This window comes from Pseudomonas sp. Pseusp49, from assembly GCF_059491875.1.
In genome coordinates this window covers 5,151,106-5,164,182 of the sequence record NZ_CP168514.1, presented here as the reverse complement: position 1 = coordinate 5,164,182, position 13,077 = coordinate 5,151,106, and the positions used below count along the sequence as shown (strand labels likewise).

Sequence of the window (13,077 nt, the reverse complement as noted above, 5' to 3'; positions counted from 1 at the left end):
AGGCTGGATATGCAGGAAGACGCCCCAAAAATCGCCAAGGACGCCGCACCGACCGGCACCCAGACCCTGCTTCGCGGTTTGGGTGTGGTTCATGCCGTGGCCAGCGGCGCCCGCGACCTCAAGGAAATCGCCCGGTTGATCGGTACCACGCGCAGCACCACCCATCGCCTGGCCAGTTGCCTGGTGGACGAGCGTTACCTGCGGGTGGTGCCACAAGTCGGTTATCTGCTGGGGCCGAAGCTGATCGAGTTGGGGTTTCAGGCCCGTGAAGAGTTGCCGTTGGTGACCCTGGCCGGTCCGTATCTGGATGAGTTGTCGGCGTTGACCGGCGACACCATTCATCTGGCGATTCGTGAAGGCGACGAAGTGCTGTACCTGCACAAGAATCCGGGGCGCAATGGCCCCGAAATGCGTTCGCGGGTCGGCCATCGCATGCCGCTGGCGCGCACCGGGATCGGCAAGGCGCTGATGCTCGACGATTCGCCGCAAGAGTGGCAGCGCCTGTACCAAGTCAGCCTGCCGGTGGGTGGAAAAAACCAGTTCTGGCCGCAGCACCCGGAGCAATCCTGGGAGCAGTTCGAGCAGCGCATGGTCGAGTACGTGGCCGGTGGCTATGCCTTCGATCTGGAAGATAACGAGCCGTCGATCCGTTGCGTGGCGGCGCCGGTGCGCGATGCGAGCAAGCGCATTGTTGCCGGCATCAGCATCGCCAGTACCGTGCCGTACATGCCGCTGGAAAAAATGGCCGAGCTGATTCCGTTGATCAAGGGTGTTACGGCGCGGCTCTCGGCGGAGCTGGGTCTCAAGGTTTAAACGCAGAACACTGTGGGAGCGGGCTTGCCCGCGATAGCGGTGGGTCAGTCGACGGCAATGTTGAATGATGAACCGTCATCGCTGGCAAGCCAGCTCCCACAGGGAGTGGTGTTATGCCCTGGATCGCTGGCAACAAAAAGGCCCCCATTTCGGGAGCCTCGATGTTCAGCGGTCGGCTTACATGTTCGGGTAAGTCGGGCCGCCAGCGCCTTCCGGCGTTACCCAGGTGATGTTCTGTGCAGGGTCCTTGATGTCGCAGGTCTTGCAGTGAACGCAGTTCTGGGCGTTGATCTGGAAGCGCTTCTCGCCGTCTTCCTTGGTGATCACTTCATACACGCCGGCCGGGCAGTAACGCTGTGCCGGTTCATCGTACAGCGGCAGGTTCTTGGCCAGCGGGATGCTTGGATCGGTCAGCTTCAGGTGGCACGGCTGCTCTTCTTCGTGGTTGGTACCGGAGATGAACACCGAACTCAGTTTGTCGAAGCTGATCTTGCCGTCCGGTTTCGGGTAGTCGATCTTTTTGCAGTCGGCCGCCAGTTTCAGGCAAGCGTAATCCGGCTTGGTGTCGTGCAGGGTGAACGGCAGTTTGCCGCCGAAGATGTTCTGGTCCAGCCAGTTGAAGCCGCCACCGACGATGGCGCCGAACTTGTGGATCGCCGGGCCGAAGTTGCGGCTGGCGAACAGTTCGTCGTAGAGCCAGCTCTTCTTGAACGCGTCGACGTAGGTGGTCAGTTCTTCGCTGCCGTCCTTTTCAGCGAACAGTGCGTCAGCCACGGATTCGGCGGCGAGCATGCCGGACTTCATCGCGGTGTGGCTGCCCTTGATCTTGGCGAAGTTCAGTGTGCCGAGGTCGCAACCGATCAGCGCGCCGCCTTTGAAGACCATCTTCGGCAGCGAGTTCAGGCCGCCCTTGCAGATGGCGCGAGCGCCGTAGCTGATGCGCTTGCCGCCTTCCAGGTACTGCTTGAGCACCGGGTGATGCTTGAGGCGCTGGAACTCGTCGAACGGCGACAGGTAGGTGTTGCTGTAGGACAGGTCGACGATCAGGCCGACCACTACCTGGTTGTTTTCCAGGTGATAGAGGAACGAGCCACCGGTGTTCTCGGTGCCCATGATGTCCATCGGCCAACCGGCGGTGTGCACCACCAGGCCTGGCTGGTGTTTGGCCGGGTCGACTTCCCAGATTTCCTTCAGGCCGATGCCGTAGTGCTGGGCATCGGCATCGCTGTCGAGGTTGAAGCGCTTGATCAGCTGCTTGCCGATGTGGCCACGGCAACCTTCGGCGAACAGCGTGTATTTGCCACGCAGTTCCATGCCCGGGGTGTACAGGCCTTCTTTCGGGTTGCCTTCGCGGTCAACGCCCAGGTCGCCGGTGATGATCCCGCGCACCACGCCGTTCTCGTCGATTAGCGCTTCCTGAGCGGCGAAGCCCGGGTAGATTTCCACGCCCAGGTTCTCGGCCTGCTGGGCCAGCCAGCGGCACAGGTTGCCCAGGGAGATGATGTAGTTACCTTCGTTGTGCATGGTCTTGGGCACAAAGAAGTCTGGAACTTTCTGCGCGCTTTCAGCGTTCTTCAGCACGAAGATGTCGTCACGGGTGACGGGGGTGTTCAGCGGCGCGCCGAGTTCTTTCCAGTCCGGGAACAGTTCGTTCAGGGCGCGTGGTTCGAACACGGCACCGGACAGAATGTGAGCACCGACTTCGGAGCCTTTTTCGACCACGCAGACGCTGATTTCCTTACCGGCTTCGGCGGCCTTCTGCTTCAAGCGGCAGGCGGCGGAAAGACCAGCGGGGCCGGCACCGACGATGACGACGTCGAATTCCATGTATTCGCGTTCCACAGGTTATCTCCTACTCAAGGCTCAACAGTTTTTTTTCTAATTTGGAGGTTGGGTGTCGCATCCATGAATTCCGGCGCAACGCCGAAAGCGGACAATCGATTGACCACCTTTCTCTTTGGGTGGCGCATTATATCTACACCACTCTCAGCGTCCAATACAAACGTTTGTTTGAATTGGCTCAAAGCCAGAGAAATCAAAGTCACGCGGCTTATGAACGGCCATTTTGGCGTATTGACCGGAATAGGCGTTCCGGTCAAGATACGGGCGGTTTTGCGCTCGCCGTAGGCTGGCAGTTGGTTTCAAGAGCACCTCTAAAGACAGGGCGATGGCAGTAGAGAGTGATGCGCTGCGCGGGTTTGATGTGCAGTTTACACGCCGCGATGTTGAATGACTCGTCAGTCACCACTGACGAACGGTCATGCAGATCATGAGCGCTGGTCACTTGACACCTTTGCCGGCGTTTTTGGAGGTGCCCTTGCGCCCGATGAGCATCAACCGCCAGGTTCGCCTAGGCGACTTTCTTTTCACCGGAGAGTAACGAGGAATCCATGAAGGTTCTTGTAGCTGTCAAACGCGTTGTGGATTACAACGTCAAGGTTCGCGTCAAGGCGGACAATTCCGGCGTCGATCTTGCCAACGTCAAGATGTCGATGAACCCGTTCTGCGAGATCGCCGTGGAAGAAGCCGTACGCCTGAAAGAAAAAGGTGTTGCGACTGAAATCGTCGTCGTCTCCGTCGGCCCGTCCACCGCTCAAGAGCAACTGCGCACCGCGCTGGCTCTGGGTGCCGACCGCGCCATCCTCGTCGAGTCCGCCGAAGACCTGACTTCCCTGGCCGTTGCCAAGCTGCTGAAGGCCGTTGTCGACAAGGAACAGCCTCAGTTGGTGATCCTTGGCAAACAAGCCATCGATAGCGACAACAACCAGACTGGCCAGATGCTCGCAGCACTGAGCGGCTACGGTCAGGGCACGTTTGCTTCGAAAGTCGAAATCAGCGGCGACAGCGTTGCCGTGACTCGCGAAATCGACGGCGGCGCGCAGACAGTTTCCCTGAAACTGCCGGCCATCGTCACCACCGACCTGCGTTTGAACGAGCCGCGCTACGCGTCTCTGCCAAACATCATGAAAGCCAAGAAGAAGCCTCTCGAAGTGCTGACTCCGGACGCTTTGGGCGTTTCCACCGCCTCCACCAACAAGACCCTGAAAGTCGAAGCGCCGGCTGCACGCAGCGCGGGTATCAAGGTCAAGTCGGTGGCTGAACTGGTCGAGAAACTGAAAAACGAAGCGAAGGTAATCTAAATGACTATCTTGGTTATTGCTGAACACGACAACAAAGTGCTGGCCCCGGCCACGCTGAACACCGTTGCTGCTGCTGCCAAAATTGGTGGTGACATCCACGTTCTGGTTGCAGGCCAGGGCGCTGGCGCCGTGGCTGAAGCCGCTGCGAAAATCGCTGGCGTGAGCAAAGTCCTGAACGCTGACAATGCCGCTTACGCGCATCAGCTGCCGGAAAACGTAGCTCCTCTGGTTGCTGAATTGGGCAAGGGCTACAGCCACATCCTGGCTGCCGCTACTTCCAACGGCAAAAACATCCTGCCGCGCGTTGCTGCTGCCCTGGACGTTGACCAGATCTCCGAGATCATCTCGGTAGAAAGCGCCGACACCTTCAAGCGTCCGATCTACGCCGGTAACGCCATCGCTACCGTTCAATCGAACGCTGCGGTCAAAGTGATCACCGTGCGTGCCACCGGTTTCGACCCGGTTGCCGCTGAAGGTGGTTCGGCTGCTGTTGAAGCGGTTGCTGCTGCCCACGACGCTGGCATCTCCAGCTTCGTCGGCGAAGAACTGGCCAAGTCCGATCGTCCGGAACTGACCGCTGCCAAGATCGTCGTTTCCGGCGGCCGCGGCATGCAGAACGGCGACAACTTCAAACACCTGTACGCCCTGGCCGACAAGCTGGGCGCTGCTGTGGGTGCTTCGCGCGCCGCGGTCGACGCAGGTTTTGTTCCGAACGACATGCAGGTCGGTCAGACCGGCAAGATCGTTGCTCCACAGCTGTACATCGCCGTCGGTATCTCCGGCGCGATCCAGCACCTGGCCGGCATGAAAGACTCCAAAGTGATCGTTGCGATCAACAAGGACGAAGAAGCGCCGATCTTCCAGGTGGCCGATTACGGCCTGGTGGCGGACCTGTTCGAAGCCATCCCTGAGCTGGAGAAGCTGGTCTAAACCGGCTGCTTCACTTATAAAGAGCCCGGCCTTTTGGTCGGGCTTTTTTTTGCTCTCTGTAGGAGCGAGCCTGCTCGCGATGGACTTCAATGCGCCGCGTTTTTCCAGAATGAACGCGTCATCGTTAACGTCCATCGCGAGCAAGCTCGCTCCTACAGGGGAGGCATAACCGGGTATGAGTGGAGTGTGAAGCCATGGATCTGCGCCTTGTGTGGAGCTTGCTGGGGTTGACGCTGTTGCCGGCGCTGTCTTTCGCCGCAGGCAAATGTGAACGCCTGGTGGTCACCGGCAGCCCCGACGCGCCGCCGTACCTGTGGCAAGACCCGCAGAATCCCAAACACCTGATCGGTGCCAGCGCCGATTTGTTGCAGCAAGTGGCGGGGGAGTTGGGGCTCAAGGTTGAACTGCTGTATGCCGGCAAACGCGCCCAGGCCCTGGACGAAGTGCGCAGTGGACGCATGGACATGCTGGCGGACGCGACGTTGACCGTCAGTGAGCTGGAAACCCTGGATTACATCCATCCACCCTTGCTGGAAAACGACTACCTGGTCTGGACGCGCAAGGATTCGACACTGGTCTACAACCAGGCACCCGATCTGCACGGCCATCCGGGTGCGGTGTCGGAAAAGGCTCGATTGACCCCGCAATTCAGCATCTTCGCCGCACAGCAATTGACCCTCACGCGCACGTCCAACCTGACCCTGGCCTTTCAGAAACTATTGTTGGGTGAAGTCGAATTTGTCCTGGCCGGACGTTACTCGGGCATGGCGACTGCACAGGCACTGGGCATGGCTGGTGATCTGAGCGCGCGTTCGCAACCGGTCGACAAGCCTGGCCTGTTCCTGGCGATTTCCCACAACTCGGCCTGCAACGATCCGTGGTTGCGCGGACAGTTGGCCAAAAAGATGACAGAATTGCCCGCGTCCGGACTGACGGAAGCCGTGCTGCTGCGCAGTATCGAACGTTGGAAGGCACAACGCTCACAACCGCAGCAACCCTCGCAACAACCCGTCAGTACCCCAAAACAGTAGGGATATTTAGTGAGTATTCGACCTCTTTTCGCTGCCGTGGCCATTGTTGCCCTGGCCGGTTGTGCAACCGATCCGGCGCCGAATGAACAAATGCGCCTGACCGAACAGGCACTCGAACAGGCCAAGGCCGTGGGTGCCACCGCCGACGATGTGCCGGAAATGAAACTGGCCGAGGACAAGTACAACCGCGCCAAGGGCAACATGACTGACCAATCGTTCAAGAACGCGCGCATGCGCGCCGAACAGGCCGAACTGGATGCGCGCCTGGCTGAAGCCAAGGTGCTGACGGCCAAGAGCGAAGAACAGTTGAACGTGCTCAACACCCGCATCGCCCGTCTGCACAAGCAATTGGGAGATGCTCAATGAGCCTCAAGCGCAAAACCCTTGGCGGTTTGATCCTGGCCGCCAGCTTGACCGGTTGCGTCAGCCAGCACAGCGAGAACGCGTTGCAGCAGGCCGGAACCGACTTTCAGAAGGTCAAGGAAGACTCCAATGTGCTGCGAATCGCCCCCAAGGATGTGATCCGTGCCGGTGAGTCCCTGGCCCGTGCCGATCGCCTGTCCAGCTATTGGGGCAGTGGTTCGGACGTGGTGCATTACGCCTACCTGAGCCAGCGCTATAGCGCCATTGCCCGGGAACACACCAATCAGGCGCTCAATGAAGAGCAAGCGGCAAAACTCGAACTGGAACGCCAGCGCCTGCAACTGGCATTGCGTGAGTCCAAACTGTTCAGTGTGCAGCAGCAAGGCAAATGGCTCGAAGAGCAGATCCTGGCATTGACCACCTCCCAGACCGACCGCGGTCTGGTGATGACGTTGGGCGACATGCTGTTCGACACCGGCGAAGCGGAATTGAAACCTTCGGCCAACCGCGTGGTGTTGAAGATCGTGCAGTTCCTGCAACTCAACCCCAAGCGTGTGGTGCGCATCGAAGGTTACACGGACAGTACCGGGGGCAAGCAGGAAAACCTCAAGCTGTCTCGCGACCGCGCACAGTCGGTGGCTGACGTGCTGATGGACCTGGGCATCGACGACAAGCGCATCCAGGTCGAAGGTTATGGCGACGAGTATCCCGTGGACGCGAATGCGTCGGAACGGGGCCGTGCGCAGAACCGTCGGGTGGAAATCGTGTTTTCCGACGAAAACGGCCAGCTCGGCGCCGCCCGCTAAAGCTGCTCCAGGGTGACGCTATGCACCCTGTAGGAGCTGTCGAGTGAAACGAGGCTGCGATCTTTTGATCTTGCTCTTGATACTCAAGTGGGGCTGGAAAGATCGCAGCCTCGTTTCACTCGACAGCTCCTACAGCCCTAAAACCCGGCCTGCCATGCAGTGCCGGGTTTTTTTACGCTCCTGGTAGGAGCTGGCGGAGCCTGCGATCTTTTGATCTTGCTCTTGATACTCAAGTCGGCCTGGAAAGCCTGCCGATTACCGCACAAAACAGTACAGATTTTGCTGACACTGCACTGTACGGTCGACTATTGTGGTAACTGTCCCCGTACACTTCTAAACTGTTCCGGTATTGTTTCACACAAGAATAAAATGCCCGTGAAATCGAGTGCTGCGTCATGACCAATCTTTTGCTCTATCAACGTATTGCTCAACAACTGGCCGAAGACATCCGCCGTGGGGTCTATCAGCCGGGAGAGCGCGTGCCTTCGGTGCGCAAGATGAGCTCGCAGCTCAATGTCAGTCATGCGACGGTGTTGCAGGCGTATGCCAATCTCGAAGATCAGGGGCTGATCCGCGCCCGGCCGCAGTCGGGTTACTACGTGCACCAGACGCCGGCACTCACGGCGCCGACGCCGGATATCGCCCGGGTCGAGCGCCCCGGCCTCGTCACCCGTAGCAGCATCATTCAACAAGTGCTGGTCGAATCCCGTCGTGAAGGTGTCTTCCCGCTGGGCGCTGCGGTGCCGAGTGTCGACTATCTACCGGTGCGGGCGCTGCATCAGCAATTGGCCAAAGTCACTCGTTTCCATAGCCCGCGGGCCTTCAGTTACATGTTCAGCCCCGGTTTCGAGCCATTGCGCCGGCAGGTGGCGATTCGCATGCGCGATGCCGGCGTGGTGGTCGATCCGTCGGAAGTGGTGATCACCCACGGCTGCGTCGATGCGCTGCAGATGTCCTTGCGTGTGCTGACCCGTCCGGGCGATCTGATCGCAGCCGAGTCGCCGACCTATTACGGGTTGCTGCAACTGGCCGATCTGTTGGGCCTCAAGGTCATCGAGATCCCCAGCGATCCGGCCACGGGCATGAGCCTGGAAGCCCTGCAACTGGCAGCCAACCAGTGGTCGATCAAGGCGTTGGTGCTGACCACCCGGCTGAGTAACCCGTTGGGTGGCACCATGCCTGAAGAACGGCAGAAACAACTGCTGCGTCTGGCGTCGGACTTCGATATCCAGATTGTCGAAGACGATATCTACGGTGAGCTGATGTTCGAGCAAGGGCGCACCAAATCCCTCAAGGCCTATGACCGGCTGGACCGGGTGATCTATTGCTCGAGTTTCTCGAAAACCCTGTCGCCCGGGGTGCGGATCGGCTGGATGATTGCCGGCAAGTATCAGCAGGAAATCCAGCGCTTGCAGACCTTCAGCACGCATTCAGCGTGCAGCGTGACCCAGATGGGTATCGCCGCTTACCTGGAAAATGGCGGGTACGACCGGCATTTGCGCTTCATCCGTCAGGAGTACCGCAAGAACCTCAGTGCCTTCCAGCTGGCCGTGCAGCAGTATTTCCCGGAAGGCACGCAGATGACCCGGCCTACCGGTGGCTTCATTCTGTGGGTCAGTCTGCCGGGGCGGGTCAACACCCAGGAGTTGCACGTGCGGGCATTGCAGCAGGGCATCAGTATTGCGCCCGGGCTGATCTTCAGTAATACCGAGCAATTCAATCACTGCATTCGCCTCAATTGCGGCACGCCCTGGAATCGTGAAGCCGAGCGCGCGTTGATGACCCTGGGCATGCTGGCCACCCAACTCTGCCAGGAGATGGCTGGCGGTTTGTAACAGTCTGCTACTGCGCTTGTCTTGTGGGCTGCAACAGGCGAGCATAGGCACCTCTGCCGTTTGCACCCACCGTTGGATACATGAAACCGATTTTTCCTGCCGCCTGGCTTTTGCTCTGCCTGATTGCGAGTATTCAGCCGGTATCCTTCGTTGCGGCCGCCGAGCAGGATCAGCAGGCCACCGGCAGTTTCCACGTCGCACCGATAGAAACCGCACCCGCAAAAAAAGCCTCGCCGGCCAGTAAACCGGCGACGCCCGCGAAAAAGCGCCCACCCATTGCTTCCAAATCGAAAGCGGCCAGCGAAGTGGTAAAGACCGAGCTTCCATCCGCCAAGCTGGACCTGAGCTTGCCCAAGGATATGGTTCAGGAACTGAAACCCGTCGGAACGGTGCCGTTGTCCAAGCGCGAAGCGCTGCTGCCCCAGATGTTCGGTGACAAAAGCGGCAGCAGCCCGTTCCAGCTCAACGGCCGCCTGCTCAGCAATGAAATGCAGCTGCAACTGCGCAATGAAGAGCGCCGCGAGGTTGAAGGCGCGGCACTGGATTTCGAATTCAAGCAGTAACACCAACAAGATTGGCAAGCCGCAGAACAGACGCTTTGTCGGAGACTGGTCGGTCATGCCCGTTTGCGCGGAAAAACCCGCTCGCAGGTATTTTAAAACAACTGTTTTAGCGGGTACTCTGTGCCCCGTCCTTTTACACATTGCTCGTCGCGAGGAGCTTGTCGTCATGAAATGCCGTGAGGGCTGTGGCGCTTGTTGCATTGCCCCGTCCATCAGTTCACCGATTCCCGGTATGCCTAACGGCAAGGCCGCGGGGCAGCGTTGCCTGCAACTTTCCGCCGATAACCTGTGCAATATTTTCGGCCAGCCGGAACGGCCGGCGGTGTGTTCTGCCTTCGAGGCCGACCCCGAGGTGTGCGGAAGCAGCAGCGAAGAGGCCATCCGGTTGATTGGCTGGTGGGAGCAAATGACGGCGGCGTGATGTGTAGGCTCGCACCTGCGATCACCTGCGAAAGACCTGAAGGTGATCGCGGGTGCAAGCCCAACGAACGGAACTTCAACAATAAGGAATAAGACTATGGGTTCGCTGCATCGTATGGCTGTGCTGTGTGGTTTGACGGTTGTGCTGGCTACCTCGACGGCCCAGGCCGAAGACTGGAAAGTCAAGAAAGACGAAGACGGCATCAAGATCTCCCTGAGTGAAGTGGCCGGGTCCGACTACAAGGCCTACCAGGGCGTTACGCTGATGAAAACCACTATGGCCAAGCTGCGTGCATTGCAGGATGACGTGTCCGGAGCCTGCGCCTGGATTCACGAATGCAAAACCCAGAAGCTGCTCAAGCACGAAGGTGACCAGAGCTGGACCTACACTCAGTTCAACACCCCATGGCCGGTGACTCCGCGTGATTCGGTGCTGCACATCACCACCACCGAAGGTGCCGATGGCAGCCTGACCCGCAAGCTCGAAGGCGTACCGAAATACATTCCTGAAGAAAAAGGCTTCGTCCGGGTCGCCAAGGTCGACGGTTTCTGGAAGTTCGTACCCAAGGGCGACCAGATAGAAGTGACCTATCAGGTGCACACCGAGCCGGGCGGCAGCGTGCCGTCGATGGTGGCCAACAAGTTCGTGGTGGATGCCCCGTTCAATACCTTGAAAGCCCTCCGGGAGCGCGCCGAGAAGTAACGGCGTGTTGCTTTAAAGGCGACTTCGCAGCGCCCCGACCGGTTCGGGGCGTTTGCGTTTTTGGCCGGGCAGGGCGCTTTAATTTGTTTCCGGATATGCGTTGCACGAAATTTTCACCAAGTCTCCAAGACAATTCGCCGGCTCTCCCGCCACACGCAACGTATTCCTGAGTGCAGGATGAAACAGTCGGGATGAGGGTAGTAATCAATGGCAATACAGCCGTTGATCGTGCAACATTTGCGCACCGCGCAAACCCCCGGGCCTGGTACGGGCCGAAAAGAGGGCCAGGCGCAGCTGTATTTTTGAAACTTCAACTTCCAATGGGTCCTAAAACGACATGGCAATCCCGGACGCCCTGAATCAGCAGCGAGCTTCTAGTCGCCTGCTGCAACCGACCGTCAAATCGCATCTGGCCTACACGCTGTTGTGTGCCCTGGTCATGATGGTCATGTTCAGCCTGCTGCGCGTCGCGCTGCTGGTCTACAACCGCTCGATGATCCTCGATACACCGGCTTCGACCTTCCTCGAGGCATTCGCCAACGGTCTGCGTTTCGACCTGCGCCTGGTGGTGTATCTCAGTATTCCGTTGCTGCTGGCATTGTTCAGTGCCCGGGCCATGGCCGCACGCGGGCTGTTCCGCCTCTGGCTGACGGTCGTGTCCAGCATTGCGCTGTTCCTGGGCCTGATGGAGATGGACTTCTATCGTGAGTTTCACCAGCGCCTCAACGGCCTGGTCTTCCAGTACGTCAAGGAAGATCCGAAAACCGTGATGAGCATGCTCTGGTACGGTTTCCCCGTGGTCCGCTACCTGCTGGCATGGGCCGTGGGCACCTGGATCCTGAGCCTGGCATTCAAGGGCGCCGACCGTGCGACCCGCCCTCGTGGCCCGTTCAGTGGCGGCAGCATCGGTACTCGCCAGGTTGCGCCGTGGTACGCACGTATTGCGGTATTCGTGGTGTGCCTGCTGATCTGTGTGGTCGCCGCGCGCGGCACGCTGCGCCAGGGCCCGCCGCTACGGTGGGGTGACGTCTATACCACCGACTCGAATTTCGCCAACCAGTTGGGCCTCAACGGCACGCTGTCGCTGGTCGCCGCTGCCAAGAGCCGCATGTCCGAGGAACGCGACAATATCTGGAAGGCGACCCTGCCTCAGCCACAAGCCCAGCAAGTGGTGCGTGACATGCTGGTGGTACCGGCCGATAAACTGGTGGATGCCGACACCGCAGCGGTACGTCGCGATTACACACCGCCGGCCGACAAGACCCTGCCGATCAAGAACGTCGTTGTGATCCTGATGGAAAGCATGGCCGGTCACTCGGTGGGCGCGCTGGGCGGGCCGGGCAACATCACGCCGTACCTCGACAAACTGTCAAAGGAAGGCTTGCTGTTCGACCGTTTCTTCTCCAACGGCACCCATACCCACCAGGGCATGTTCGCCACCATGGCGTGCTTCCCGAACCTGCCGGGCTTCGAATACCTGATGCAGACCCCGGAAGGCAGCCACAAGCTGTCGGGTCTGCCGCAGTTGCTCAGTGCCCGTGACTTCGACGACGTGTATGTCTACAACGGCGATTTCGCCTGGGACAACCAGTCGGGTTTCTTCAGCAACCAGGGCATGACCAACTTCATCGGTCGTAACGATTTTGTGAACCCGGTGTTCTCTGATCCGACCTGGGGCGTATCCGACCAGGACATGTTCGACCGTGGCCTGGTCGAGCTCAAGGCACGGGAAAACGGCAAGCCGTTCTATGCCTTGCTGCAAACCCTGTCCAACCACACGCCTTATGCCTTGCCGACGCCATTGCCGGTCGAGCGCGTCACCGATCGGGGCAGCCTGAACGAACACCTGACCGCCATGCGTTACTCGGACTGGGCACTGGGTCAGTTCTTTGAAAAGGCCCGCAAGGAGCCGTACTTCAAGGAAACCCTGTTTGTCATCGTCGGTGACCACGGTTTTGGTAACGAACAACAGATCACCGAGATGGACCTGGGCCGCTTCAACGTGCCGATGCTGATGATCGCGCCGGGCATCCAGGAAAAATTCGGCCAGCGTGACCACACCGTGGGCACCCAGATCGACATCGTGCCGACCATCATGGGCCGCATCGGTGGCGAAGTGCGCCATCAGTGCTGGGGACGCGATTTGCTCAACCTGCCGCAAGGCGACCTCGGCATTGGTGTGATCAAGCCGTCGGGCAGCGAGCAGACCACGGCCATCCTCACCGCCGACCAGATTCTGGTTCTGCCGAAGGACAAGGACATGGCGCCGAAGTTGTATCAGTATGAATTGGGGGCCACGCCTCGCGCCGAAATCATTGCTGACGCGCCGCGTACCGCCGAGTTGAAACTCAAGCTCGAAGCGTTCCTGCAAACAGCGACCAAGAGCCTGCTGGACAACACCGCAGGTGTCGTTGACGGCACGCCGGACTAAGTTGTGACGCAATAGAAAAGAGGCCCTTTGAGGGCCTCTTTT

12 protein-coding genes are annotated in these 13,077 nt (G+C 59.3%); 11 read left to right on the top strand and 1 reads right to left on the bottom strand.

Annotation, left to right across the window (positions count from 1 at the left end; all coding sequences use genetic code 11):
- Nucleotides 1-9 precede the first annotated feature (9 nt).
- The gene (locus ACEN83_RS22870; RefSeq protein WP_429398333.1) at nucleotides 10-813 is read left to right on the top strand and encodes an IclR family transcriptional regulator; all 804 of its coding nucleotides are present in this window, start codon (nucleotides 10-12) and stop codon (nucleotides 811-813) included.
- A gap of 177 nt (nucleotides 814-990) precedes the next feature.
- Here ACEN83_RS22870 and ACEN83_RS22865 read toward each other — a convergent pair whose 3' ends face one another.
- Complete coding sequence (locus ACEN83_RS22865; RefSeq protein ID WP_495578517.1) at nucleotides 991-2,655, bottom strand: electron transfer flavoprotein-ubiquinone oxidoreductase; 1,665 nt, start codon at nucleotides 2,653-2,655, stop codon at nucleotides 991-993.
- A gap of 548 nt (nucleotides 2,656-3,203) precedes the next feature.
- On the opposite strand from ACEN83_RS22865, the gene ACEN83_RS22860 reads away from it, so the two are divergent.
- From ACEN83_RS22860 to ACEN83_RS22815, 10 genes are all read left to right on the top strand, one after another.
- On the top strand, nucleotides 3,204-3,953 hold the full coding sequence (locus ACEN83_RS22860; protein WP_015093946.1) for an electron transfer flavoprotein subunit beta/FixA family protein: 750 nt from the start codon (nucleotides 3,204-3,206) through the stop codon (nucleotides 3,951-3,953).
- Nucleotides 3,954-4,883 carry an electron transfer flavoprotein subunit alpha/FixB family protein gene (locus tag ACEN83_RS22855; RefSeq protein WP_116579999.1) on the top strand — a complete coding sequence of 310 codons (930 nt, stop codon included), beginning with the start codon at nucleotides 3,954-3,956 and terminating at the stop codon, nucleotides 4,881-4,883.
- Nucleotides 4,884-5,077: 194 nt separating this feature from the next.
- A complete protein-coding gene (locus ACEN83_RS22850) occupies nucleotides 5,078-5,914 on the top strand; it encodes a substrate-binding periplasmic protein (protein ID WP_495578516.1) in 837 nt (278 codons plus the stop codon).
- 9 nt (nucleotides 5,915-5,923) lie between these two features.
- Entirely contained in the window at nucleotides 5,924-6,280 is a 357-nt protein-coding gene (locus tag ACEN83_RS22845; RefSeq protein ID WP_165824753.1) for a DUF4398 domain-containing protein, read from the top strand.
- Complete coding sequence (locus ACEN83_RS22840) at nucleotides 6,277-7,083, top strand: OmpA family protein (RefSeq protein ID WP_116580002.1); 807 nt, start codon at nucleotides 6,277-6,279, stop codon at nucleotides 7,081-7,083. Before ACEN83_RS22845 ends, ACEN83_RS22840 begins: the two co-directional genes overlap by 4 nt.
- Before the next feature lie 395 nt (nucleotides 7,084-7,478).
- Nucleotides 7,479-8,918: an aminotransferase-like domain-containing protein gene (locus ACEN83_RS22835; RefSeq protein WP_007973699.1), complete on the top strand. Its 1,440-nt coding sequence runs from the start codon at nucleotides 7,479-7,481 to the stop codon at nucleotides 8,916-8,918.
- Nucleotides 8,919-8,998: 80 nt separating this feature from the next.
- A complete protein-coding gene (locus tag ACEN83_RS22830; protein WP_495578515.1) occupies nucleotides 8,999-9,481 on the top strand; it encodes a translation initiation factor 2 in 483 nt (160 codons plus the stop codon).
- Between the two features lie 166 nt (nucleotides 9,482-9,647).
- Nucleotides 9,648-9,902, top strand: coding sequence for a YkgJ family cysteine cluster protein (locus ACEN83_RS22825; protein WP_007973695.1), 255 nt, complete (start codon nucleotides 9,648-9,650; stop codon nucleotides 9,900-9,902).
- Between the two features lie 96 nt (nucleotides 9,903-9,998).
- Nucleotides 9,999-10,604 (top strand): START domain-containing protein, encoded by a 606-nt coding sequence (locus ACEN83_RS22820; RefSeq protein ID WP_495578514.1) that lies wholly within the window; start codon nucleotides 9,999-10,001, stop codon nucleotides 10,602-10,604.
- Nucleotides 10,605-10,941: 337 nt separating this feature from the next.
- A complete protein-coding gene (locus ACEN83_RS22815) occupies nucleotides 10,942-13,035 on the top strand; it encodes an LTA synthase family protein (protein WP_495578513.1) in 2,094 nt (697 codons plus the stop codon).
- The last annotated feature ends 42 nt before the right edge of the window (nucleotides 13,036-13,077 follow it).